The sequence below is a fragment of the Arthrobacter zhaoxinii genome, from assembly GCF_024385505.1.
Classification (GTDB): domain Bacteria; phylum Actinomycetota; class Actinomycetes; order Actinomycetales; family Micrococcaceae; genus Arthrobacter_B; species Arthrobacter_B zhaoxinii.
Genome location: NZ_JANFLT010000006.1, coordinates 492,211 through 516,804, shown reverse-complemented (window position 1 = coordinate 516,804; position 24,594 = coordinate 492,211). Strand labels below are relative to the sequence as shown.

The following is a 24,594-nucleotide window of genomic DNA, read 5'->3' as shown; positions in this document are numbered from 1 at the left end:
GCTCCTCACATAGCTGTTGCGGTCTTCCGTGGAGCCAGGGCCTTCATTTCGCGGAACCATTTTGGGAGCGCCAGCAGAACAAAGCCTGTAGTGGCAGCAGCTATGAAGGTATACACCGGCAGGAAGAGGGCGGGATTGCCCAAAAGCACGAATGCCACGCACTGCACGCCGTAATCCATCGGCAAAACGAACACCGAGCGAAGCCAGGGGAAACGTCCGGGCAGGTCCGCCGCCCGCGACGGAGTTCCCACCTGCCGGCGGAGTTGTTCGGTGAGGATCATTGCGAAGAACAGCACAGCGGATACGGCACTGAAAGCCAGTGGCACCAGCAGCCAGTAGTGTTCGACGGCGTTGAATCGATACAGGCCGACGGCTAGCGCAAGCGGCAGTGCGGAGGTTTTGACGGCGTCCACGATGTGGTCCAGCCATTCGCCGGCCGGGCTGCCGCCGCCGGTCAGGCGAGCTACCTGTCCGTCCGCTGAATCAAAGGCATAACCAAGCAGCAGGAGCGTTGCCACTGCCGCTCCCGCAGGCCAGCTCGGCGGCAGGAAAATGAGGAGGGTCGCTGCGCTGAACGTGAGGACGGCGCTCACCGCGGTGACCGCATTCGATGACAGGCCCCACATGAACGCGGCGGCGGCCAGCACCCTGCCCAGCCTCCGGTTGATGAACCGGGAGTAAGCGGGGGCGCTGCGTGCCGCAGCTTTTTGCGCTTCGCCAAGCTGGGCGTACACGGCGCGGAAGTGCGGCAGGTGCTCCGGACGGGACGGGGCGCCGGCTACTTCCCGCCGGCGGCCGCTCATGGTCCCACCGCCCCGTGCACAGGCCTCCCTGCTGTCCGGCGCGGCGCCCAGAGGAACCCCCGGCCGAAACGGGCGTGCTGCCCTTTCAGTTTGCCCGAGGCCAGTCCCAGGCATAATTTCTCGTACTCATCGGCGACCTGCCCCCAGTCGTAGCTTTTGGCCCGCTCCTGGGACTGCTTAGCCCGCAGCGTTGTATCTGACACCGGACCTTCCGCAGCTTCGATGAGTGCCGGGATGTCAGCAGGGAGGCGGAAGTACCAGCCGCACTCCCCTAGGACCTCCCGGTTGAAATTGACGTCGAAGGCATTCACGGCGGTTCCTGCTCCCATCGCCCGCAGCAGGGAGGGGTTGGTGCCGCCCACGGAGTGTCCGTGCCAGTAGAGGCGCGCATTCGCATAGAGCTGCTGCAGCTGTTCCTGGTCCCAGATTCCGCCAAGGAACCGCACCCGTTCATCCGCGCAGGAGTGCAGGCCGCTGACATATTTCCGGGCATAGGCCGCCGCCCCGACCACCACCAGAGGCAGTTCCGCCCGGCTCCGGACATACCCTTCGACGATGGTGTGGACGTGGTTCTCGGGTTCGAGCCGGGCGACCACCAAATGGTAGCCGTCCGGTTCAAGACCGAGCCCGGCAAGACGGTCCGCGGCCGCATCGGTGAGGATCGGCGCACCGTAGGCCATCAGATGCGTTTCGGCGTCGAACTCATCCCGGTAGTAGTCCCGGATACCGCGTGCATCGGCAATCAGCGCATCCGAGAACCGCACGGCAACCGCTTCCGCCATCCGGTAGTACCGCTGCCCCGTCGGCCCCCATTTGGCCCGTTTCCATTCCAGTCCATCCACATGGGTGGCCACCGGAATACGCGCTGCCCGCAGGATGGGAAGCCATGGCGCGTTGGCCGCGTTGAAGACAATGGCCACATCCGGCCGGTGCAGCATCAGGTGGAAAACGGAGAGTCCCGTATGGCTGAGCGTTTCCAGCGCCCGCCTCCGCAGGGCCGGCAGGTACACAAGGTCCATACCGAGGTACTCGGTTTCGGAGGTGTCGCTTTCGCTGTCGGTGCGGCAGTAGACGCTTACTTTGTGTCCGAGGGCTGCCAGCCGCTGGCCTACCTCCTCCACACAGGTCTCGAATCCCCCGTAGCGGGCGGGCACCCCGCGGGTGCCCAGCAGTGCGATGCGCAGGGTGACGCGTGCGCGATGCGTTGGGGACGCTTTCATAGCCGCCGTCCTGCCCTCGAGTTTAGGACCTCCAGGCTCTGGCTCAGCCGGCTGCTGGAGGTGTGGACCGTATAGGGGAAATAGACAACCTCGGCGGCAAAAGCGGCTTCCAGCGCCGTGCCAGCCGGTGTGCCGCGCCAGTCGTCCCCCTTGAAGAACACGTTGAAGCGCAGTTCTTCCCAGGTCTGCAGCTTGTCTGGGAGCAGTTCGGGAACTGCGCTGTCCACGCACTGCAGTCCCCCTACGATCTGGAGGCGTTCGGCCAGGGGTATGACCGGCGGATGGCCTTTCCGGGCCTCACACAGTTCATCGGAGACAACTCCAGCGATGAGATAGTCACAGTGGGCCTTAGCATGCCTAAGGATGTTCAGGTGCCCCACATGGAACAGGTCATAAGCTCCTGCGGCGTAGCCGATGCGGATGGCCATCTTTCCTGTCTCCCTGTCATGGACGTTTGGCTGGATGGGCGGGTGGGGGCGCATCCGGGTGACCCGCGGATCGTGCAGCATCTGCCGGAAAATCACCGGACCGGGGCTGTCCCGGCGGATCAGCACTGAAAGGGTGATAAACACCGGTATCAGGGCGAGCAGCGCGGCGCCGGAGTGCTGAGGCAGCTCCACGTGCATCAGCGGCAGGCCCTCGACGGGCCGGGAGTGGATCAGCGGGGCCGGTGACAGGCCGAACCAGACCAGGTGCCCGGCCAGGGCCGCCCCGAAGACCACCACGGCGTCCGTCACGGTGATGATCCGCGAGTATTTGCGGGCCCAGGCAGCGGCGGCACTTCTACAATGGCTGGCCCCGCTGAAAGGCCGCCGCTTGGCGAAACTGGGAAAAATGAACGCTTCCGCCGGTGGTGCAGCGGTGGCGACCGTGCGTGCCGCGGCCGACGCCGGGGCGCCCGGCAGGAGCCGGGGCTGCATATCAGCACCCATAACGAGCCGTCATTCCTTTTCGTGGAGACCACGAGTTATTCGACGGACATCAATCTAGGAGGGCCACTTGCCCCCGACACGAGTACCGGGTACTCGGATGGACCGGCGATCGTGCTCCGCACCGCAGGGCGTCTACCTGTTTTGCTACGCGGGTACTGGAAATACCGGGACTGCTGGTACTGCAGGGGCTGCTGTTACCACTGGTATCCGCGGGCAGGGGTACCCCGGCGCTACCGGGACTGCTGCGCTTTCCGCCGGAAAACTAGAGGAGCGACGCCGTCCGGTGCCCGGGTTCCAGGGCCCGGTAGGCCGACTCGAGGTGCGCCCGGCGGCTAGCTCCGGAGAGCAGCAGGTCCACGATTTCATGTTCCCGCCGGGTCAGTCGGACTAGATGCAGCGACGGGCTGAGATAGGAAACTCCAGGTTGCCCATGTAGAGGTGCTGCTGCCCGGCCTTGATAGCGGCGACTGCCCGCGTGATTTTCCGGGTGGCTACCTGCAGACGCCGGGGCCCTAGGCCGCCGGTGCGGCCTGGTCCAGGGCCTCTTCGAGCGCCACCCAAGCGAGCATGGCACACTTGACCCGGGCCGGATAGCGGGCCACTCCGGCGAAGGCCGCGGCATCGCCCAGGACTTCCTCGTCCGGTTCGATGCTTCCGCGCGAACGCATCAGCGTCCGGAATTCCTCCACCAGCCCGGCTGCCTCCCCGCGGTCCAGCCCGGCCACCATTTCGGTCAGCACCGAGGCCGAGGCCATGGAGATGGAGCAGCCCTGGCCTTCCCAGCTGATCCCCTCCACGGTGGACCCGTCGACGACGGCGCGCAGCGTGATCTCGTCTCCGCAGGTGGGGTTGAGCTGGTGGGACTCCCCCGATACCGCGCCGGCCGGAACATCTACCAGCCCGTCGCCGCGGCGCCGCTTGGCGTGTTCCAGGATGATCTGCTGGTACAGCTGCTGCAGGTCAGAACTCATTTATTTCACTCCAAAGAAGGGACGGACGCCGGCCACTGCGGCCAGGAAGGCATCGACGTCGTCGGTGGTGTTGTAAAGGTAGGTGCTGGCGCGGGTGGTGGAGACCAGCCCCAGGCGCCGGTGCAGCGGCTGGGCGCAGTGGTGGCCCACACGGACGGCGATGCCCTGGTCATCCAGGAACTGGCCGACGTCGTGGGAGTGGACGCCGGCGACGTCGAACGCCGCCAGCCCGATCCGCTCCACGCCCGCCTTCGGGCCGAGGACGCGGATACCGTCAATCTGTTCCAGGCCGGACACCAGCCGCTGACCCAGCTGCGCCTCCCAGGCATGGATGCGGTCCATCCCGGTTTCCTGCAGGTAGTCGACGGCAGTGCCCAGGGCCATGGCCTGCGAAATGCGCTGGGTTCCGGCCTCGAAGCGCTGCGGCGCGGGCAGGTATTCGGCCTTGTCCATGGTCACGGTCGTGATCATGGAGCCGCCGGTCAGGAAGGTGGGCATCGCGTCCAGCAGTTCGGCCCGGCCGTAGAGGGCGCCGATGCCGGTGGGGCCAAGCATCTTGTGCCCGGAGAACGCGGCGAAGTCCACGTCCAGGGCCTTCACATCCACGGGCAGGTGCGGCACGGACTGGCAGGCGTCCAGCACCACCAGCGCCCCCTGCCGGTGCGCCATGTCGACGAGTGCCCGAACCGGGTTGATGGTTCCGAGCACGTTGGAGGCGTGGGTGAACGCCACGATCCGGGTGCGCCCGGTAATGATGCGCTCGGCCTCCTCCAGCCGCAGCGCGCCGTCGTTGTCCACGGGAATGAACCGCAGAGTCGCTCCGGTGCGCGCCGCCAGTTCCTGCCACGGAATCAGGTTGGCGTGGTGCTCCATTTCCGTCACCACAATTTCGTCGCCTTCGCCCAGCGCAAAGCGGCGGGCCGCTTCCCCGCCGCGGCCGACGGCGGCGTTGGAGAAGGCGTAGGCCACCAGGTTCAGTGCCTCGGTGGCGTTGGAGGTCCAGACAATCTCAGTGGGGCCCGCACCCACGAACCCGGCTACCTTGGCGCGCGCATCCTCGTACACCTCGGTCGCCGCAACGGCAAGGGTGTGGGCGCCGCGGTGGACGGCGGAATTCCGCTGCTCATAGAACTCCTGCTCGGCTTCAATGACACTCAGCGGATTCTGGGACGTGGCACCCGAATCGAGGTAGACCAGGGGCCTGCCGTTGACCTGCTGGTTCAGGATGGGGAAGTCGTTGCGGATGCGCAGCACTTCGGCGTTGTCCAAGGGCCCGTGAGCGGGCCGGAGGGTATCAGGGGTGGAAACCACAGGCACGGAAAAATCTCCTTGGCTGGCCGTCGGATGTGCGCATCAGGTGATCTGCACCATTACGCAACGGAACTCTTTGCTAATCATCCCATTGCCGCCCTCGGAGCGCATCTGAGCCGGGCCTTAGTTCCTCCCCGCCCCGGTACGGGGTCACCCGTGGCCAGGATCCTGCGCCACTACGCAGGTGTTCCTGCGAATGCGCGTACCGGTACGCATTTCCGGGTGCAGCCGCAGGCATTACGTTCCGTTAGGGAAACGTCCTGCAGCGGCGTCGGGGGGGGGGAACGTCTTGATGAGGCGTGCCGGGGAAACACAAGCCAGGGGTCTGATCATCGTGCGCAGAAAACTCATTGCAGTACTCACCGGGACCGTACTCGCCGCCGGCACTCTGATCGGGGTGTCCGCTCCGTCGGCCGCCCTCTCCCCCGGAGTGTCGTTCGCCGCCTCGGACCTGCCCACCTGGCAGACCAACGGAATTGTCTGGGCAATGGCCGAGTCCAACGGGGTCATGTATGTCGGAGGCACCTTCACCGCCATCCGCCCGCCCAAAGTCGCCGCCGGCGGTGCCGGGTCGGTGAGCGCCGTGAACTTTGCCGCTCTTGATGCCTATACCGGGAACCCGGCCGGCTGTTCCCTCTCGGTCACCGGGGGCAGCGCCACGGTGCGGGCCCTGGACGTTTCCCCTGACGGCAGGACGCTGTACATCGGGGGAAGTTTCACAGCGGTGAACGGCGTGGGCACCACCAAGCTCGCAGCCGTCAACCTGCCCTCCTGCACAGTGAACACCAACTTCAAGCCGGCGGCGGTCAACACGACCGTCCGTGCCATCGAGGCAACGGCCTCCGCAGTGTACTTCGGCGGGGACTTCAAAACGGTGGGGAGTGCGGCGCGGAACAGGCTGGCCGCCGTGAGCACCACCGGCACACTGCTGCCCTGGGCGCCGTCGGCCGACCAGCCGGTGCGGGCGCTGCACGTCCCGGCCGGACGGAACATCGTGCTGGCCGGCGGGGATTTCCTCACCATGAACGGTGCCGATTCAAAGGCCCTGGCGGTCCTGAACAACACCACGGGCGCCAACATCCGCACGTACCCCAACTTCTTTATTCCAAAAACCTCCACGGTAAAGTCCATCGACTCCGACGCCACCAGTTTCTATATCGGCAATGAGGGCACCGGCGGCGGGGTGTTTGACGGCCGCGCCCGGCTGGACCTGACCACCTACAACCAGATCTGGCGGGACACCTGCCTCGGTGCCACCCAGGCCGTCTCCGTCTACGGAGCGACGCTCTACGCGGCGCACCACGCCCACGACTGCTCCAGCATGAACTCCTTTCCCGACGGACCGCGGGTTCACCTAAGCGCACAGAGCATCAATGGACCCTCGCCCATGTACCAGTGGAACCCGATCACCAATGACGGCCAGGGTGAACAAATCGGCCCGCGCACCCTGGCGCACACCAGCGCCGGCAGCGGCAGGGACATGCTGTGGACCGGAGGGGAATTCACTACCGTCAACGGCGCCGCGCAGCAGAGCCTGACCAGGTTCGGTCCCGGCCCCGGCACCGCTGGTCCCGGCGTCCCAAAGTTTGTCAGCGCCGAGTCGCGGGCCTCCGGCCAGAACACCATCCGGTGGCAGTCCACCTCCGACCCTGACGATTCCGAGCTCACCTATCGGGTCTACCGCAACGGTTCCGCCACTCCGCTGGCAACCGTCAACTCGTCGTCGCGCTGGTGGGACCTGCCGCAGGCCTCCTTCACTGACACCACTGCGGTGCCGGGCACCTCCTACACCTACCGGGTGCAGGCCACCGATCCCAGCGGCCGCAGCGGTGCCCTGTCCGCGCAGGTGCAGATCACCACGGCCACCTCGGCCGCCGCGTATCCAGCCATGGTCCGGGCCGACGGCGCCATCACCTACTGGCGGCTGGGTGATTCCCTGGCAGCGGCAGCGGATTCCTCCAACGGCAACAAGATGGGCCTGCCCAACCTCGGGGCGAAACCCTCGGGATCCGTCGGAGCCCTACGCAGCGACAACAACCGCGCGGCCAGCTTCGACGGCGTCGACGACATGATCTTCGGCCAGCAGCGCGTCAGCGCCCCGACTGTATTCAGCGCCGAAGCCTGGTTCAAAACCAACACGACCACCGGCGGGAAGATCCTGGGTTTCGGCAATGCGCAGCCCCGGCGCAACGGAACCTTCCTCGGCTACAGCAGCGTCTATGACCGCCACGTGTACATGAGCGACGCCGGGAACCTCGTGTTCGGCACCTGGTCCGGCACCCGGGTGGTTGTCACCTCGCCCGCGAGGTACAACGACGACGCGTGGCACCACGTGGTGGCCACCCAGGGCCCGGCGGGCATGGTTCTGTATGTCGACGGTGTGAAGGTTGCCTCCAATACCGTTTCCGCTAACACGGTCAGCCTGGGATCCTGGCGGATCGGCGGAGATTCGATCCCGTCCAGCTGGCCCAACGCTCCCACCAGCAGGCACTTCAAGGGCACCATTGACGAATTCGCTGTCTATCCCACAGCGTTGACCGCCGCCCAGGTTGCCGCCCACAACCAGCAGGGACGCAGGTAGCCGGTGCCGGCAGGATTTCCCGGAGGCGCCGACTTGGGTAACCGGCGCGTGGCAACGTGCAGCCCGCCCCCGGAACAGGGCAGCCGCGGCCGATCGGCCCGGCGCGCCGTGCTCGGGTTGGCTGCCGCGGTGGTCCTGGCCTGCATGGGCGGCGTCCTCCTGACTCCCGGGCCAGTGGACCGGCCCGTCTACGGTAAGGTGCTGCGCGCCATCCGCCGGCTGCAGGAACACGGGCTCCCGGGCTGGGTGGACTACGCTGCAGCGGAAGCAGCTGCCAACGTGCTGCTCTTTGTCCCGCTGGGACTCCTGGCCGCGCTCCTGCTGCCCCCACGGCGGTGGTGGCTGGCGCTGCTGCTGTGCCTGGGCATGGCGGCGGGCGCCGAAGTGTTCCAGGAACTGTTCCTGCCCCTGCGGCAGGGCAGTCTTCAGGATGTGCTGAACAACGGCGTGGGTGCGCTGCTGGGCGTAGCAGTGGCCGCTACCGGTCGGGGCCTGCGTGCAGGCACACGGCGGAGTCGGACTAGATGACCTTCACACCGCGGAATTCCACCGGGCAGTCCTCGGAATAGTTGCGGGCCAGGCTGAAGTAACCCCCGCGGTACTTGCGGTTCGAGGTGCTGCCCGCCCAGCCCGCGCCGTCGAGCCGCGAATAGCGGATACTGTCCGGGTCAATATCGATCTTGAACGACATCCATTCCCCGACCCTGACCGGCTGTGTATCCACCGTACCCAAGCGGAGCCCGCCGGACTCGCCCGGACTGCGCAGCAGCAGCGTCATTTCCCCGGTGAGCCGCACCACCAGGTGATAGCCGCCCACGTCGCTGGGTATCAGGACCCGGTACGGGCGGTCGTCGTCCTGGCCGAATGCGATGCCGGCGTGCAGTGTGTCATCGGCAGGCAGCGCCTCCGGCCAGCGCATGTCGAACTGGATACTGTAGATCTGCCGCCGCAGCGGCCCCAGGGAACCCATCCGGTAGCTGCTGTTGGCTGCGGCGGACATGAGCAGGGTCCCGGAAGTCTTCAGTTCGGGTTGGAAGTCCCATCCCTGGCTGACCATCCACGGCAGGTCCCCGGCGGCCCGGATCCCGTCGCCGAAGCTGTCGGACGTCGCCATCGGCTCGTCAGTGGACAAATACGGAAGGTTCGCGCACATCAGTCCGGACACGCCGAGCCCCAACAGCCGGTCGCGGAGCTCCCGGGTGTGCACCTCCCAGCTGATGACCGGCTTACCGGTGGACACAACCTCCGCCAGTGCAGCATCGGAAGCCGAATGATGGACGCCCAGATAGGTGAACTTGTCCGCGAGTGCCGGTACGAGGTCCAGCTGTTCCACAGTGAAGTACCCCCAGCTGGAGTACCCGCGCTTGGACACCGCATCGATCTGCGCAGCTTCCGCTGACTGCTTCCAGATGAAGTGGCTGTGCGACTCCGGATAGGTGTCCATCAGGTCCAGCAAGACGTTGGCGTTGGTGCCCTGCTTGTCATCGATGAAGAGCACGTGGGTGGCAGCGAAGGCATCCAGGACATCCTTGAGCAGCGGAATTTTCTCCGGCACGGCCTCCGGCCCCAGCCAGGCACGGGCATCAACCATCAGCTCCGACACCTCGGCGTAGGTGGAGTCCTTGATCACCAGCTTGCGGCCGGTGGTGCGTTCGGTGCTGAGGTCATGGTGGCAGATCAGCGTTCCGTCCGAGGTGGCGCTGACTGAGATCTCGAGGGCCACGGCGCCGGCGTTGGCCGACTCTCGGTAAGCCGTCATGGTGTGCTCGGGCCAGTTGTCCCAGGATCCGCGGTGTGCCACCAGGAACGGGGCAGCTGCCAGCATGGACTCGATGGTGTGGACGGGTGCCGGCTCGGGCGTGCCAGTCGCCTCGCCGTCCGCGTCAGCCCTTCCGGTGCAGCCGGCCAGGGCAAGCCCCGCGGCGCCCAGGACGAGCACTTCACGGCGGGACAGCCCGGAGGCCGGGCGCAGCGGGTGCCCGAGAGCGCGCCGGGAGTTCATGCTTTCAGGGCTGCGTCCCCGGTGCGGCCGCCCTCCAGCAGGGTCAGGGCACGGCGCAGCGCGGTGGAGGAGGTGGTCACCGTGTAGGGGAAATACACCACTTGCACTCCTATTTGAGCCATGTCGCGTTCCAGGCGGTCGCCTTTTTCGGTGCCCCGCCAGTCGTCGCCCTTGAAAAACACGTTGAATCCCACTTCACGCCATGTGTCGGCCTTATTCAGGTGCTCATCAATGACCACGTCGTCGACATAGCGGACACTGCGCACGATCTCCAGCCGCTCGGCAAGGGGGATCACCGGAGTGGTTCCCTTGAGCCGCTGGGTCATGTCAGTGGAGGCAACGCCTGCAATCAGATAGTCGCATTGGCTGCGGGCATGCTTCAACAAATTCAGATGGCCGACGTGAAAGAGATCATAAACACCCGAGGCATAGCCAATCCGAACTGTCATTTTGTACTACCCCCAGATATGGTCTCCGCTAAATATCAATTCATCTTTGGATTATTTTCGGGACCCGTAAAGCGAATTGAGGACAATCACGTAGGGTCCTGGCAAACACGAGTAAAGGCACCCGAAGCACGGGTATTCACGGCACCGATTCGCGTAAACGCCACCGTGTGACACGCAGAAGCCCGGAGCTACGCTTCCAAACAGTTTCGGGCCGCGGGCCCGTCCCCACTTCTTGAGGCGGTATGCCGTGCATAAAAAGATTGCGGCAATGTTTTCGGTTGCGGCTGTGGCAGCAGCGACCTTGATTGGCGTTGCCGCTCCGGCCACGGCCCTGTCCCCGGGCGTGGCTTTCTCTGCCGCCGCGCTCCCCACCTGGCAGACCAACGGCATTGCGTGGGCCATGGCGGAGGCCAACGGCGTGATGTACGTCGGCGGCACCTTCACCTCCGTGCGGCCCCCCGGCACCGCGGCCGGCAACAGCCAGTCCCGGGCAGCAGTCAACTTCGCAGCCTTTGATGCCTATACGGGCACGCCCACCTCATGCGCACTGTCCTTCACCGGCGGAACGGGCGCCACGGTGCGGGCCATGGATGTTTCCCCCGATGGCCGCAGGCTTTACGTGGGCGGAAATTTCACCACGGTCAACGGCGTCGCCGCGAACCGGCTGGCCGCCATCAACCTTCCGAACTGCACGGTGGACACCTCCTTCCGGCCCGGCACGGTGAACAGCACGGTGCGGACCGTCGCCGCCACCGACGACGCCGTTTACTTCGGCGGTGACTTCACCACTGTCAACGGCACCGCCCGCAACCGCTTCGCAGCCGTTGGCACCACGGGCAGCCTGCTTCCGTGGGCGCCGGCGGCTGACGGCGTGGGCCGTGCCCTCGACGTCCCGGCGGGCAGGAACGTGGTTCTGGTTTCCGGGGACTTCAGCACTGTCAACGGCGCCGAATCGCGGGCGATGGCCGTGGTGGACAAGGCCTCCGGTGCCAATGTGCGCACGTATCCCTCAGCCGGCTACATCCCCGCCACGGCCGTGGTCAAGGACGTGACGAGCGACGGCACCAGCTTCTACGTCGCCGGTGAGGGCCTGGGATCAAGGTCCTTCGACGGCCGGGCCCGGCTTTCCCTGGACAACAATTACGAGCAGATCTGGAAAGACACCTGCCAGGGCGCCACCCAGGCGGTGCTGCCCTACAAGGACGTGCTCTACTCCGGGCACCACGTCCACGACTGCTCCAGCATGGATGGCTTCCCCGACGGCACCCGCAAGCACCTCTCCGCCCAGGACATCAACGATCCGTACCCGTTCCTCGGCTGGAGCCCCGACACCAATGACGGCACCGGGGAAGCCCTGGGCCCGCGGGCACTGGAGACCACCGGCACGGGCAGCGGCGATGTCCTGTGGGTTGCCGGTGAATTCACCACCACCAACGGCACCGCTCAGCAGAGCCTGACCCGCTTCGGTCCCGGGCCGGCATCCGCCGCTCCCGGCACGCCGGCCAACGTCAGCGCAGTCAGCTTCGCCGCCGGCCAGAACCAGATCCGCTGGACCCAAAGCGTGGACAATGACGACTCCGCCCTCACCTACAGCATCTACCGCAACGGCAGCAGCACCGCACTCGGCACCGTGACCGGCAACTCCACCTGGTTCAACACACCCCAGCTGTCCTTCACCGACCGCACAGCGGTGCCGGGCACTGCCTACTCCTACCGGGTGAGGGCAGGCGATGGCTCCAGCACAAGCGCCCTCTCCGCGCAGGTTTCCGTCACCACTGCCACGGCCACCCAGCCCTACCCTGCTTCGGTGCTCCGTGACGGTGCCTCCACATACTGGCGGCTCGACGACAGCCGCGCCACCGCTCCGGCAGACACCTCCACGGGCAACAACCGGGGCATTGCCTACGCGGGTCCCCTCCTGGCCGGCACCGAAGGCGCCGTACCCGGCAGCACGGCAGGCGTGTTTGACGGCGTCGACGACCAGGTCTCCGGACAGCAGCGGTACGCTGCTCCCACCATCTACACTGCCGAGGTCTGGTTCAAAACCGACACAGTGCGCGGCGGCAAGATCTTCGGCTTCGCTTCCGGCCAGCCCAATCGCCACGGCGACCGGAACTCCAGCGGGATCGTGGACCGCCACCTGTATATGACCACCGGCGGGACACTGGCCTACGGTGTCCTCAATGCGGCCAACACCCCGGTCAGCGTCAGCACCGCCAAGGCCTACAACGACAACGCGTGGCACCACGCAACGGCAGTCCAGACCGCTTCGGGCTTCACGCTGTACGTGGACGGCATTGCCGTGGCCACCAGTCCGACAGCCGCCGCACAAACCTACACCGGCTCCTGGCGGGTGGGCGGCGACAGCCTGAACAACTGGCCCGAACGGCCCACCAGCAATTACCTGGCCGGGTCCATCGACGAATTCGCGGCCTACCCCGTGGCCATCAGCACCGCCCAGGTAACCGAGCACTACACCGCAGGCGGGGGAAGTCCCGCTGAGCCGGAACCGGCTCCCGACACCACCGCACCCAGCGGCGTGTCCGGTGCGTCGGCCACGGTCAGCGGCACCACGGCCACGCTCACTTGGAATACCGCCACCGACAATGTGGGCGTCACCGGGTACCGGATCCACCGGTCGGTGACGAGAGGTTTCACGCCGTCGGACAGCAGCCTGCTGACCACCTCCCCCGGTTCGGCGCTCTCCTACAGTGATGCGGATCTGGAACCGGGAACCTACTACTACCGGGTGGTGGCCATCGATGCCGCCGGGAATGCCGGCGCGGCGTCCGACGAGGCGAGCGCCACTGTCGCCGGCGCTCCTCCGGCCGAACCGGTGACCCTGTCCCTGTCCCCGACCGCAGACACCTATGTGAACCAGAGTGCTCCCAATGCGGCTTATGGAACGTCTACGTCCATGGCGTCACGTGGCTCGCAGGCCTATACCTCGTACCTGAGGTTTACTCCCGGCACCGCCGTGCCGGCAGGAATGCGACTGATTTCGGCCAGCCTGCGGGTGTACACGACCTCCGATCCCCTCAGCAATTCCGTTGACCGGCACAGTGTCCAAACGGCGACCGGAGCCTGGACGGAAGCGGGCACCACCTACAACACCCGGCCGACGTTGGGCAGCGCGGTGCTGGGCACCGTCTCGCCGACGGCGACGAACACCGCCTACTCCGTGGACCTGGATCCCGCAGCTGTCTCAGCCGCACTGTCCGAGTCCGTTGACCTGGCGATCACCGGCGCAGGCACCGACAATGCCTGGTTTTACACAAAGGAAGCGTCCTCCAGCCGCCGGCCGGTCCTGACACTGGTCTTCGGCCCCTAACTCGTGCCCCTGCAAGGGGGCAGCACTCTTTCTGCAGGTTCATTCGATAGAAGGCACACTCCATGAAAACCGGTCTCAAGCCACCACTCCTGGGAATGCTGCTGTTGCCGATGCTGAGTATGGCAACAGGATGCAGTTCCCCCGACAGCTCACCCGAAGCAGCGCCGCCGTCAGCTTCACCGTCATCGTCCGCTTCATCCGGCGAGCCGTCGTCGTCGGCCGCACCGGGAAGCAGCAGAACCGCTGTTCCGACCAGCGCGCCCGAAACGTCCGCTGCCGAGGGGACCGGGACGGCGCCCGATGCCGTGGTGCAGTCGCCCCAGCCGGCACCGGAACCGACATTCGAGGCGGAGCAGGAGCAGTACCTTCAGGACAAGGTGCCCGAAGGCGGTGATCCCAACGCTGTACTGCAGGTTGGCCAGGAACGCTGCGATCAGCTGCTCAGCGCCAGGGCGATTGACGAAGAGTCGGTCCTCAGCGAGCTCATCATGAGCCCGGCGCGGGACACCGCCGACGCCGTCGCCGCACTGTGCCCTGAGCTCCTGCCCGTCCTGGAAGCGGCCAAGCTGGGCTTCCCCGATGGAGTCTTCTCGGTAGGAGCGGCTGCGCCTCACGGCGAGCAACCCTCGATTGCGCCCGGGATCTACCGGGCCTACGGGCAGCCCGAGGGCTGTCTCATCACGGTCTACACCGGCTCCGGGGAACTCCTCGGGTCTCACGACGGGTCCGCTCCGGTCACTATCGGCGCTGACGCTGCACGTGTGGAATCGGACCAGTGCTACACGTGGTTCCGTTCATGACGTCCACCTGCAGCTTCTTTTTCTGTTTCCATCATCTGCCTATCCACGGGAAGGGGTAACCAATGGATATGCGCGAACAAATACTCATCCTTCGCCGCAATTGGATGCTCATAGTCTCATTTGCACTCATCGGGTTGATCAGCGCCGGAGCTATTTCCGTACTGATGCCCAAAACCTATACCGCCACTAGCAACCTATTTGTCTCCACCCAGAATGTTGAAACCTCCGCCGAACTCCAGCAGGGCAGCGTCTTCTCCCTGAACCGGGTCGGGTCCTACGTGGAGCTGGTCAGCATGCCCCAGGTCCTGAACCCGGTCATTGAGAACCTTGACTTGGACATGACGCCCCAGGAGCTGGCCACCAAGGTCAAGGCAGGGACCTCCCGCAACACCGTCCTGATCGAAATCCAGGCGGTGGATTCCTCACCCCAGCGTGCGGCGGATATCGCTAACGGCGTGGTGGCCAGCCTGATCACCTCAGTTGCTGATCTGGAGCGGCCCACCAACGGACTGCCCTCCCCCATGCGCCTCACCTCGGTAGACACGGCCCAGCCGCCGTCGTCCGCTTCCAGTCCCAAGACACCGTTGAACCTGGCGTTGGGACTGTTGTACGGCCTCGCCCTCGGGCTGGTTGTGGCGATCCTCCGCCATGTCCTGGACCGCCATGTCCGCACGGAGGCCGATCTGCGCAAGTCCACCGATCTGCCGCTGCTCGGCGGGATTACCGAATCCACGCGGCACACCAGCCGCCCGACCATCCTGGGTGGCGCGGGAACCGAGGCCTTCCGGCAGCTGCGGACCAATCTGGAGTTTGCCGCCGTCAGCCAGCAGATGAAGTCGCTGGTGATCACGTCTTCGCAGGCGGGTGAGGGCAAGAGTACCGTCGCCCTGAACCTGGCCCTGAGCATCGCGCAAAGCGGGCAGCGGGTAATCCTGGTCGACGCCGATCTGCGGCTCCCTTCGGTGTCCAGCGCCACCGGCTTGGAAGGCAGCGTTGGCCTAACCACCGTGCTGATCGGGCGCACCAGCCTGGCCGAGGCAACCCAGCACTGGGGCACCGGCGGCCTGTCGGTGCTGACTTCCGGACCGCTGCCGCCGAATCCCACCGAGCTGCTCGGCTCCGATGCCATGCAGAAACTGGTCAAAGAACTCGAAGCCGAATACGACACGGTGATTCTGGATGCTCCGCCGGTGCTGCCGGTGGCCGATACCGCGATCCTCACCCGCCACACCGATGGCATCCTGCTGGTCGTCGGAGCAACCCGGGTCAGCCAGCACAACCTCTCCAAGGCTGTGGAGCAGCTAAGCCTGGTGAACGCGAATGTGGTGGGAGCGGTCCTCAACCGCATTCCGCGCTCCGGCCCGGATGCCAACTCCGCCTACCTCTCCGATTACGGCGTCACGCCGCTGCCCGTCATCCGCGACAACGACGGCGGTCCGGCCTCTCCCGTGGCCGAAGCAGAAGCCGCGATTGTCCGGGACAGCCAGAACAGCAGGGCGCTGAGCAAGGGATAACCCGGGCAAGGACCCGGCTCGCTACGGGCCGGGTCCGTTCCGGGAGCCGTCCCGGACAACGGGGAACAACAAAAGCCTTCCGGGTGGTGTGCAGCTTCAGAAGCGCATCACCCGGAAGGCTTTTCCCTTGTCCGCGGCTAATCCACAGGTTCGAGAGCGCCCGCCGCAGGCCGCGCGGAACGGACTCGGGCCACGCGTACCGCAACCAGCCCGCATACCGCAGCAATAGCGACCGCACCGGTGAAGCCCCACGCCGAGGCGGCGGCAGATCCGCCCAGGGCCAGGGCCAGCGGCAGTACAAGAGTCAGGACAGCCAGAACCCCGCGCATCAGCGTGGACAGCCGGTTGACCTGGACGGCCCGGAAGTAAGCGAGAAGAACCGTATACGGGACCATGGCCAGGTACTGAACCGCGTACGGCCAGCGCAGGTCTGAGGCATTGTGCCAGGTCTCCCCCAGCACAAACTCGCCGGCGGATGCCGGCAGCATCAGAACGGCCGCGGCCCACCCCACACACAGGACTAGTACAAGAACGAAGGTCTCGAGCAGCCTGCTGCGGAACGCCCCGGTCCCCCGAGTCCGGACCAGCTCGGGAATGACTGCTGTCTTGATCGCACTGAACACCGTGTTCAAGGGAGAAAAGAGCAGTTGCGCTGCCCTAAGCGCACCCACCCCCGCCGCACCCAGCGGAAACACGAGAAAATACAGCACACCAAACGTGGAGGCATTGAGCGCTGCAAATTCAGCAAGGTAGCGGAAAGCAAAGTCCCTATTGAGCAGCAGCCAGCGGACGCCGGCAGGAACAGCCGGGACGCTGCGGGCAATGATGAGGCCGGCCGCGAGCGCGGCGGCAGCACCTGCACCCCACCACGCCAGGACTGCCCACAGCGCGCTGCCGGACTGAGCCGCCAGCAGCATCGCACTGATGGACCCTCCCGCCCACAGTCCGTCGATCAGGAGTGCCAGCGCCGGCCGCCCCTGGCAGATGAACAGGTATCGGATGCTGTCCTGCAGCAGCACAAACGGCGACGCCGCCGCCATCACCAGCCATACGAGGGAGTTCTCTGCACCGGAGAGGACCGCCCCGGCCAGCAGGAGCATGACGGCAGGCAATGCCACCAGCAGGGTGGCCCCCAGGCTGGCCGAGGCAACATCCCGGGTCAGTTTGCCGGTTTGGGAATACCGCACCAGCAGGGTCTCCCCCACCAGGGCCCGCTGGCCCCCCAGAAACAACAGCAGGCCGGCATAGGCCAGTGAAAACTGGCCAAACTCGGAGGCACCTGCCACATTGGCTGCCACCGCCACCGCCACAAAATTGGAAACACTGGAAACGCCCTGGTCCGCGAAGGTGACCAGCCGGCGGAATCCCCCCACCTAACCCAGCGCCAGGAGCTCGGAACGCCATTTCGGCAGGAACGCCGCGGCCATCAGCACGTGTGCTGCCGCCAGCACCAGATAGGCCGCCAGGAACACCCGGGGCCAGGGCAGCAGCAGAAACGCCAGGCAGGTCATGCCGTAATCCACCGGCAGGGTTACAGCTGACCGCATCAGCATCCGGCGGTTGTCAGCCCGGTTTGCGCGGCGGTTTTCGGCCCGGCCCGAGTCCCTGTTCGCGTCCCCGCCTGCGGCTGCGGCAAACGCGGCAGCAGGCATCGACGGTGCAGCGGCGTTCCCCGAAGGCCGTGCATTAGCACCCCTCGGCGCACGGGGATTCTTGCGCAGCTGATCCAGCAGGGCACCGCCGAAGAAAATGCAGGAGCTGGAGAGCAAAAACAGTCCACACACGGCGGCCAGCTGAATGTGGTCGTAGTCGGTGGTGCGCGCGAGGAAGCAAAAGGCAGCCACGTGCATGACCGTAATCCGGCCGTTGTCCAGTGCATGGTCGAGCCACTCGCCGAAGGCGGAACTGGTGCCCTGCAGACGCGCCAGCTGTCCGTCGGCCGAATCAAGGATGTATCCCACCACCAGCAGCGCTCCCACCAGTGCCGACGATAGATCGGCCGCGGCTCCAAAGGCTAGCCAAACCAGCGAGCCGTAGGTACACACCGCACCGGCCAGGGTGACATGGTTGGGCGTCAGCCGCGTGTGCCTTAGGGCCGCTGCCACGGCCCGGCCCGCCGGTCGGTTGACGTACAGCAGGTACAGCGGGGCTCCCTTGCGGGTTTTCTGTGCCTGCTTCAGCTGGTTGAACGACTCGCGAAAGGTGGCCCGAGTCTGCGGGAGGGTTTGACTCATGGCTGGAGCCTTTCTCGGCGGTTTGTGACAGCGGTCAGGATCGCGACCGAAAGTACCAGGATCATGAGCCGGCCCATGGACTGCAGCAGCGACCCGCGCAGGAGAATGAACAGGTACCCGGCGAGAATGGAAATGCCCAGGTATCCGACCGCCCCCTTGCTCAGGATTTCTGCCCTGAACCCCGAGTCCAGGCGCCGTGACAGCATGCCCAGCGCGGCGAACACCAGGATCAGGCCCGGCAGCCCGAAGTTGATCCAGGCTTCGGCCCACAGCGGCGCCGAAAGGTTGAGGTTGACGCTGTTCATCCATTGGCCCACCTCAACTCCGGTGTCCAGCGGTTTATTGGCCCAGATGACGCGCGGCACCCAGAACAGGAGCGGCCCCAGGGCCTGCAGACCCCAGGAGAAGCCGTTGTTATCGGTATAGGCCAAGGTGTTGGCGAGCATGGTGAACTGGTCGTAATCCTTAGTGGCAATAACGATCCAGACCGAGTCGAGGTTCACCGGCGTCCCCTGTCCGCCCGCCCGGCGGGTAATGTCCGACAAGGGAAAAATGACGATGGACGCTATGACTCCCCCGACCACCGCAGCGTTGAACAAGTTCTTCCGCCCGCGGATCAGGGGCAGCATCAGGCCAAAGAGCACCGCGAGCGTCCAGTAACGGGAATTCGAAACGGGATTGTTGACCACAATGTTCATCGCCAGAAGCGCAGCCATAAGGAGACCGTCCACTGCAGCCAGTGCGCGGTCGCGGGTGCGCCAGACATGCAGGTAGAAGATCAGCGCCGTAAGGCAGCCGACTGACCCGGCAGAGGAAATGATGGCGCGCAGGGCATGCCCGCTGTCAGGGCTGATTTCATCCAGCGCATGGCCTGCTTCCTGGCGGCTGAGGAAGAACACCGACAGGCCGCCTGCCTGGACGACGTAAACCAGTGCGGCCACCACTGCCGCTACCGAGAAAACGCGCAGCACGTCCATGCTGCGCAGCGTCCGGAACCGCAGCTGCGGTTCGCGTCCGTGCTTGCGCAGCCTCAGGTGGTAGGCGACGTCAAAACAGACGCATCCCACCAACGTGAGCAGGCTGGTTGTTGTCAGTGCAACGTCGTCCACCTGCACGGCCACGGCCGTGGAACGGCCGGTGGTCAGCTGGGCCAACGGTGCAAGTCCCATGCCGGTGTAGACGAAAATCCAAAACACCGCAGCCATGGGGCGTATGTCGCTGTGCCACAGCAGCAGTGCAAGCTTCACGGCCGCATAGAGCGCCACGGCATAGCGGATCAGGAAGTCGGCGTCGGTGAAATAGACGGCCCCGGCATCCCGGATCTCCAACGGAAAGACCACGGCGAACAGCAGAAAGGCCACAAGCGCGACGGCGGTGCGTACGCCGGGCCGCGTGTCAGCCCCGGGGCCGCCGGAAACGGGGGCAGGCCGACGTCCTAGCTGATTGGTCCTCATAGCCGGCCTCCGTTCTGCTGGACAGGTTCGGCAGGCTTGATGGTTTCCCAACTACTTCCGGCCGTCTCTTCGAGAGCCTCCAAACAGAGTTTGCGGAGCTCCTCAGCCAGCCGTTCAGCAGACCACAGCCGCTGATGCACCCGGCGCGCGTTTGCTCCCAGCTCAATCCGGCGGTCCGGGTCAGCGCCGACATTCAGCATGGCCCGGCAGAACGCATCTGCTGTCGGCTCCGCCAGCACTGCAGCATCACCCTCATAGAGGTCATCCGCAAGACCGCATTCGGAAGTCACGATCAGCGGTGTTCCCACAGCCGCTGCCTCGATTACCGACATGGGATACGGCTCGTTTAAGGCCGGCAGGACATACGCCGTGCAGGCGGCCATGGCGCTCTGCACCTGCGCCGGAGTCAGTTCCCCTGACACCTCGAATCGTTCCGCATGTGCCGATGCGGCGATCATGGCCCGAACCCGGGCGGCCTCCCCCTGGTCAGGGCCGGCAAGGATAAAGTGCGCGTCCAGTCCACGGTCGAGCGCTTCCAGAGCCGCCTGGACAAACACCGCGGGCTGTTTCCGGGGAGCCAGCCGCGCAGCGAACAGGAACACCTGCTGCTCCGGATCCGACCACACGTGGTCGGAGGCAACCGTTGCATTAACCACCCGGCGCATCCGCACAGGATCGACGCCCAGTTGTTGCAGACCGCGTTCCTCATCCTCAGTCAGCGTCAGCCAGAGCCGCGGAATGCGGACCAGCCACCGCGTGATGGCAGTGTCGTAGATCCGTACCGGCAGCGAGCGCGAGGGCACCAGCATCCCGTGGGACTGTGCAATGACCGGAGTGTTTCTCCGGCTGAGCAGCACCGTAGCCGCGGTGGTGATGAAATCGCGGCACAAATGAACCTGGACCACGTCCGATGATGCGGCGCGTGCCGCCACGTAACGGGGAAGGCGCAGACTCACCAGTCCGCGCAGGCGGGCGCCGGGGAACGGCCGCCGAACCCGGAACAGCGTCACCGGGTCCTCGCCGTTCGCAGTGTTATCGGTCTTCGGCACCCTGCCCAGCCAGCCGCCCACCAGTTCGACGGTTTCGCCAAGTCCCGCCAGGGCTGCCCTCTGGGTCCGGGCAACCGCCCAGACTCCTCCCGCGGCCGCACCCGGGCCTGCCAGTCCCCCGACCTGCAGGATGCTGAGGCGGCGGTGCTGAGTATCTGCTGTGTTATCCATGGTCCGCCGTCTGCTCCCGCTGCAGTTCCCGCGATTTCAGCCCAATCTGCCAGTAATACATGGACAGGCCCAGCGCATAGTCGAACCCTGGCCTGCCGTCCAGGAACCCCCGGCGCAGCACATAGCTGTAAAGAAAGAACACCAGCGGTTTCAGCGGGAGCGCATCGAACCGGCGCCCCTGGCTGGTCTTGGACGCGCGGACGCTGCCCCGGGTTTCGGCATGGGTGCGGATCGAGGCTTCCCAATCCGAATAGAGGTTGTGCCGGTCAAACCATGTCCGGACCGGATCCAGGTCATTGTGGGCCAGTTTGCCGGTGGTCCTTCCCACGGGACCGTGCGCTTCCGGCTGGTAGTGCGCTTCCTGTTCGCCGATACCGGGAAAATGCAGCAGATCGATGTTGGGGTAGGAGTTCATCCCCTGCCGGAGGAAAGTCCGCTTCACCACGCGGTGTCCGTGCTTCAGCTCCGCACCCGCAAAGTGGTAGGCCACCGGCACGTCAAACGCCACCCGGACTTCGGCAGGGTCTTCGGCTATGGACCGGAGTTCGGCGGCCAGTTCCGGCGTGGGAAACTCATCTGCGTCCATTACGAGCAACCACTCGTTCCGGGTGTCCACCTGGGTGATCATCCACTGCTTTTTCTGCGGGAATCTGCCGTCCCATGTGAAGTTGATGACCGAAGCGCCGGCTTCCTTGGCCAGCTCAGCGGTGCGGTCGGTGCTGTTGGAATCAACAACAATAACCTCGTCAAATTCTTTGAGACCGGCCAGGCAGGCGATAATTCCCCTTTCCTCGTTTTTTGTTTGAATTAACACGGTAACAGGTATTTTGTTCACGTAGTTTCCCCCCTGAAATAAGTATTATGTTGTTTGCGATAAGCATTTATCCGGAGACGCCGCTCGGCTAATATTTAGGAATGCCAACTCGACGCGATAATCGCCGAACTTCACATTCCATCCGCCGGTGGCCCCGAGTCCTTGGGTTCGTGGGCCTCGTCATCGCCGCCGGGTTGCTGACTTTTTACGCGATGTCCCAGTCGCAGGAGGCGAACGGCGCTCCTCGCCCTGCCCGCACGACGCAACCCGTGGAGAAGGTTCCCCAGATCGATATCCTGGGTGACTCCTATGTGGGCGGCTCCGCCGAGGGCGGCAACGGATCCGCCAACTGGACCAAGGTGGTCGGCACCCGCTTCTATGACCAGGGCTCCCGCGTCGAGCTGAATGTGATTGCCCAGCCCGGATCCGGCTATCTGGCCCGCGGCACCACCGACCTGGTTTTCCGGGAGGCTGCCACCCTCCGGCTGCGCCCCACCGCTGATGTTGTGCTGGTCTTCGGCAGCCGCAACGACGGCCGGCAGGACGACAACACGATGTACGACGCTGCACAGTCGCTCTACTCCGACATCCAGAACATTGCTCCCGACGCGAAGGTTGTTGTTGTCGGACCCGTGTGGGTGGACGCCGACGTTCCTGACTTCATCTCCGCCAATAATGATGCGATGGCCCGGGCCGCGTCCGATGAGGATGTCGTCTACATTGATGCCCTCGCCGAGGGCTGGTTTGCCGGCTCCGAAGACGGACTGATCGGCACGGACGGGATCCATCCCACGGATGAGGGCCATGCCTACCTCGCCTCGAAAATTCTCCCTCTCCTCGAGGACGTCATTGAGGAGCCTGCTCCGTAGTTGCGGATGCTCCCGGCCGTTCCTCCCCGCCCCGTTCATGCCCGCTCCCGCGGCTCGGCTTCACCGGCATTGGCTGCACGGAGATCAGCTTCACGGGGCTCTTTTACCGGAGCGAACCGGTCGCCCAGTTCCACCGGCGGCAGCGGCGTTCCGAACACACGGTTGGCTCCCACCTCGCCTTTGACGGTTGTCATCGGCTGTACAACCGCGGATTCGCCGATCCGTGCGCCGCCGAGCACGATGCAGCGGGAGGTGATCCAGGCGCCGTTACCGATCCGGATGGGACTGGTAATCAGCCCCATGTCGCTGCGCACGCGGTGACTGCCCGTGGTGAGGAACGTTTCCTGGGAAATCACGACGTCAGCGCCCACATAAATGTGGTCCTGGTTGTGGAACCAGACGCCGTCGCCGATCCAGCTGCGCTCTCCGATGTGCAGGTTCCAGGGTGACTTCACTCGTGTCCGCGGACGGAAGATGACGCCGTCGGCGATCTCTGCACCAAACGCCCGCAGCACAGCTACGCGCAGGCGCGAACTGATCTGCCACGGGTTCGACACGAACAGCAGTTCGCAGGCGGACCAGAGGTACACCACTGCCCGTGGCCGCCCCCATGATTCACCTGTCCCGGGCGCTTGGGAAAGATCAATCACCGGAGGATGACGACGCGGCAGCCGGGTTCCCCCGTTGTCCTCCGGCCCCTGGCCGTCCTGCTGCCGCTGACTGTCCTCAGGGGACCCCGGGGGCAGCTCGTGCCGAAGCATCAGGACACCTTCCGCAAAAAGCCCCGCGGGGAGGCAGCATGAGCGGGGCGAAGCCGAGGCGCGGCACCGGCCTCCGGCTGCCCATCCGGCTCCGGAATCCCGGGAACCGTGGTCCGCAGCACCGCTTCGAAGCGGTCAGTGATGGGCCCGATGCCGAACCTTGTCTCCGCCAGGGCGCGCCCCTTGTCTCCCACCGCCTGGGCAGCCGCCGGATTCCGGTGCAACCGGCGCAGCCATCCCACGCCTCCGGCGATCCCGAAGTCAGTGGGGGGACCCACAAACCCGTCTGCAGCCCGGATGTCAGCGGCAGCAGGGTTGTCTTCGGGCATCAGTCCCAGCACAGGCCGGCCGGCAGCGAGGGAAGAGAGGACCTTGCTGGGAATGGAGAAGCGGGAGGCCCCGGGCTCCAGGATGGTTACCAAAACGTCAGCTGACCCCAACATATCCGGCAACTCTGCTGCCGGCTGGAAGGGCAGCAGCGTGACCGGAAGCTGTGGTTCCTGGCAAAGGTCCTCCCGCAGCATCTCGATCCCGTCCCCTTCCGAGGCCACGATCAGCCGTGCAGGCAGACCTGCGGCCAGCGCCGACCGCAGCAGCCCGGCCAACAGCAACGGATTGTGCTTACGGCCCAGGGTTCCTGCGTACAGCAGCCGCAGTTCCGTCCCGGCCGGCAGATGCTGTGCCGACCAGGCGTTTTCCCGTGGACGCGGCGTGATCTCATCCAGCGGCGCCCAGTTCGGGATCACCGTTACGTGGTCCGTGGTCAATCCCCAGAGCCGGTAGGCCTGGCGGAACTCCTCACCGATCGCCACCACCTGCGTGGCTGAGCGCACCACCCCCGCCTCCATGCGGCGCACCAGGTCACGGCCGCCAAGGGCAGCCGGCCCGGGCAGCCGCCGGCTGAGCTCCTCGGAAATGGCATTGCTGAAGAGGTCCTGGTGCCAGAGCAGCCAGGGCTGTTTCCGGCGGGCAGCGGTCCGCCGGAAGGCGTCCAGGGCGAACAACGGCATGTTGCAGGCCACAACGCAGTCAGGTGCAGTAGCCCGGACGTGTTCCTGCCACACCGCTGCATAGGACCGTTCGAAACGGACCCTCCCCAGCGGGCTGTACTTCTGGAACGGCTGCTCCGCGGTCAGCGGTGAAAACCTGAGCCTTTCCGAATCATCCGCTGTCCGTTCCAACGTCCCTTTCCCGCTGGCGTACTGGGTCGAATACACGTGGTCCACGAAGTGCCCACGGGCCACCAGTTCACGCGACAGCTCAGCTGGGAAGAGATGACCGGAAAAATCATGCATCTGGATACGCATAGCTAAGCCCTTTGCTCTGGA

Annotated in this window: 20 protein-coding genes and 1 pseudogene; 6 read left to right on the top strand and 15 right to left on the bottom strand. The window is 65.4% G+C overall.

Annotated elements, in window-relative coordinates; all coding sequences use genetic code 11:
- Positions 1-5 precede the first annotated feature (5 nt).
- From NNX37_RS13795 to NNX37_RS13770, 6 genes and pseudogenes are all read right to left on the bottom strand, one after another.
- Entirely contained in the window at positions 6-803 is a 798-nt protein-coding gene (locus NNX37_RS13795) for a CDP-alcohol phosphatidyltransferase family protein (RefSeq protein WP_255793293.1), read from the bottom strand.
- The gene (locus NNX37_RS13790) at positions 800-2,023 is read right to left on the bottom strand and encodes a DUF1972 domain-containing protein (protein ID WP_255793292.1); all 1,224 of its coding nucleotides are present in this window, start codon (positions 2,021-2,023) and stop codon (positions 800-802) included. The genes NNX37_RS13795 and NNX37_RS13790 overlap by 4 nt, the downstream gene beginning before the upstream one ends.
- Positions 2,020-2,451: an adenylyltransferase/cytidyltransferase family protein gene (locus tag NNX37_RS13785; protein WP_255793549.1), complete on the bottom strand. Its 432-nt coding sequence runs from the start codon at positions 2,449-2,451 to the stop codon at positions 2,020-2,022. Before NNX37_RS13785 ends, NNX37_RS13790 begins: the two co-directional genes overlap by 4 nt.
- Before the next feature lie 81 nt (positions 2,452-2,532).
- Positions 2,533-2,688: pseudogene (locus NNX37_RS13780) on the bottom strand (sugar transferase); the annotation flags it as partial.
- Positions 2,689-3,467: 779 nt separating this feature from the next.
- On the bottom strand, positions 3,468-3,926 hold the full coding sequence (sufU, locus tag NNX37_RS13775; protein ID WP_255793291.1) for a Fe-S cluster assembly sulfur transfer protein SufU: 459 nt from the start codon (positions 3,924-3,926) through the stop codon (positions 3,468-3,470).
- The gene (locus tag NNX37_RS13770) at positions 3,927-5,243 is read right to left on the bottom strand and encodes a cysteine desulfurase (RefSeq protein WP_308206328.1); all 1,317 of its coding nucleotides are present in this window, start codon (positions 5,241-5,243) and stop codon (positions 3,927-3,929) included. It lies immediately after the preceding gene.
- Positions 5,244-5,571: 328 nt separating this feature from the next.
- Between NNX37_RS13770 and NNX37_RS16570 the strand changes: the two genes are divergently transcribed.
- A complete protein-coding gene (locus NNX37_RS16570; RefSeq protein ID WP_255793290.1) occupies positions 5,572-7,818 on the top strand; it encodes a LamG-like jellyroll fold domain-containing protein in 2,247 nt (748 codons plus the stop codon).
- Between the two features lie 48 nt (positions 7,819-7,866).
- Positions 7,867-8,346, top strand: a complete 480-nt coding sequence (locus tag NNX37_RS13760; protein WP_255793289.1) for a VanZ family protein — start codon at positions 7,867-7,869, stop codon at positions 8,344-8,346.
- On the opposite strand, the gene NNX37_RS13755 is transcribed toward NNX37_RS13760, so the two are convergent.
- Together NNX37_RS13755 and NNX37_RS13750 are read right to left on the bottom strand one after the other, a co-directional pair.
- Complete coding sequence (locus NNX37_RS13755) at positions 8,339-9,820, bottom strand: glycerophosphodiester phosphodiesterase (protein ID WP_255793288.1); 1,482 nt, start codon at positions 9,818-9,820, stop codon at positions 8,339-8,341. The genes NNX37_RS13760 and NNX37_RS13755 overlap by 8 nt on opposite strands.
- The gene (locus NNX37_RS13750; RefSeq protein WP_255793287.1) at positions 9,817-10,269 is read right to left on the bottom strand and encodes an adenylyltransferase/cytidyltransferase family protein; all 453 of its coding nucleotides are present in this window, start codon (positions 10,267-10,269) and stop codon (positions 9,817-9,819) included. The genes NNX37_RS13755 and NNX37_RS13750 overlap by 4 nt, the downstream gene beginning before the upstream one ends.
- 286 nt (positions 10,270-10,555) lie before the next feature.
- Here NNX37_RS13750 and NNX37_RS13745 point away from each other — a divergent pair, with 286 nt between their 5' ends.
- The 3 genes from NNX37_RS13745 to NNX37_RS13735 all read left to right on the top strand — a co-directional run bounded on the left by NNX37_RS13745 (position 10,556) and on the right by NNX37_RS13735 (position 15,914).
- Positions 10,556-13,600 (top strand): CBM96 family carbohydrate-binding protein, encoded by a 3,045-nt coding sequence (locus NNX37_RS13745; protein WP_255793286.1) that lies wholly within the window; start codon positions 10,556-10,558, stop codon positions 13,598-13,600.
- 62 nt (positions 13,601-13,662) lie between these two features.
- Entirely contained in the window at positions 13,663-14,400 is a 738-nt protein-coding gene (locus tag NNX37_RS13740) for a hypothetical protein (protein WP_255793285.1), read from the top strand.
- Positions 14,401-14,468: 68 nt separating this feature from the next.
- Entirely contained in the window at positions 14,469-15,914 is a 1,446-nt protein-coding gene (locus tag NNX37_RS13735; RefSeq protein ID WP_255793284.1) for a polysaccharide biosynthesis tyrosine autokinase, read from the top strand.
- Positions 15,915-16,051: 137 nt separating this feature from the next.
- On the opposite strand, the gene NNX37_RS13730 is transcribed toward NNX37_RS13735, so the two are convergent.
- From NNX37_RS13730 to NNX37_RS13710, 5 genes are read right to left on the bottom strand one after another with little or no spacing between them, the layout of a single operon-like run.
- Positions 16,052-17,287, bottom strand: a complete 1,236-nt coding sequence (locus NNX37_RS13730; RefSeq protein ID WP_255793283.1) for an MATE family efflux transporter — start codon at positions 17,285-17,287, stop codon at positions 16,052-16,054.
- Positions 17,288-18,148, bottom strand: coding sequence for a CDP-alcohol phosphatidyltransferase family protein (locus NNX37_RS13725; RefSeq protein ID WP_255793282.1), 861 nt, complete (start codon positions 18,146-18,148; stop codon positions 17,288-17,290).
- Positions 18,145-19,602, bottom strand: a complete 1,458-nt coding sequence (locus NNX37_RS13720; RefSeq protein WP_255793281.1) for an O-antigen polysaccharide polymerase Wzy family protein — start codon at positions 19,600-19,602, stop codon at positions 18,145-18,147. The genes NNX37_RS13725 and NNX37_RS13720 overlap by 4 nt, the downstream gene beginning before the upstream one ends.
- Positions 19,599-20,822 carry a glycosyltransferase family 4 protein gene (locus NNX37_RS13715; protein ID WP_255793280.1) on the bottom strand — a complete coding sequence of 408 codons (1,224 nt, stop codon included), beginning with the start codon at positions 20,820-20,822 and terminating at the stop codon, positions 19,599-19,601. Before NNX37_RS13715 ends, NNX37_RS13720 begins: the two co-directional genes overlap by 4 nt.
- Positions 20,815-21,636, bottom strand: a complete 822-nt coding sequence (locus NNX37_RS13710) for a glycosyltransferase family 2 protein (RefSeq protein ID WP_255793279.1) — start codon at positions 21,634-21,636, stop codon at positions 20,815-20,817. The genes NNX37_RS13715 and NNX37_RS13710 overlap by 8 nt, the downstream gene beginning before the upstream one ends.
- A 212-nt stretch (positions 21,637-21,848) precedes the next feature.
- Between NNX37_RS13710 and NNX37_RS13705 the strand changes: the two genes are divergently transcribed.
- Positions 21,849-22,505: an SGNH/GDSL hydrolase family protein gene (locus tag NNX37_RS13705; protein ID WP_255793278.1), complete on the top strand. Its 657-nt coding sequence runs from the start codon at positions 21,849-21,851 to the stop codon at positions 22,503-22,505.
- Between the two features lie 35 nt (positions 22,506-22,540).
- On the opposite strand, the gene NNX37_RS13700 is transcribed toward NNX37_RS13705, so the two are convergent.
- Together NNX37_RS13700 and NNX37_RS13695 are read right to left on the bottom strand one after the other, a co-directional pair.
- Positions 22,541-23,266 carry an LbetaH domain-containing protein gene (locus NNX37_RS13700; protein ID WP_255793277.1) on the bottom strand — a complete coding sequence of 242 codons (726 nt, stop codon included), beginning with the start codon at positions 23,264-23,266 and terminating at the stop codon, positions 22,541-22,543.
- Positions 23,266-24,573 carry a glycosyltransferase family 4 protein gene (locus NNX37_RS13695; protein WP_255793276.1) on the bottom strand — a complete coding sequence of 436 codons (1,308 nt, stop codon included), beginning with the start codon at positions 24,571-24,573 and terminating at the stop codon, positions 23,266-23,268. Before NNX37_RS13695 ends, NNX37_RS13700 begins: the two co-directional genes overlap by 1 nt.
- Between the last annotated feature and the right edge of the window lie 21 nt (positions 24,574-24,594).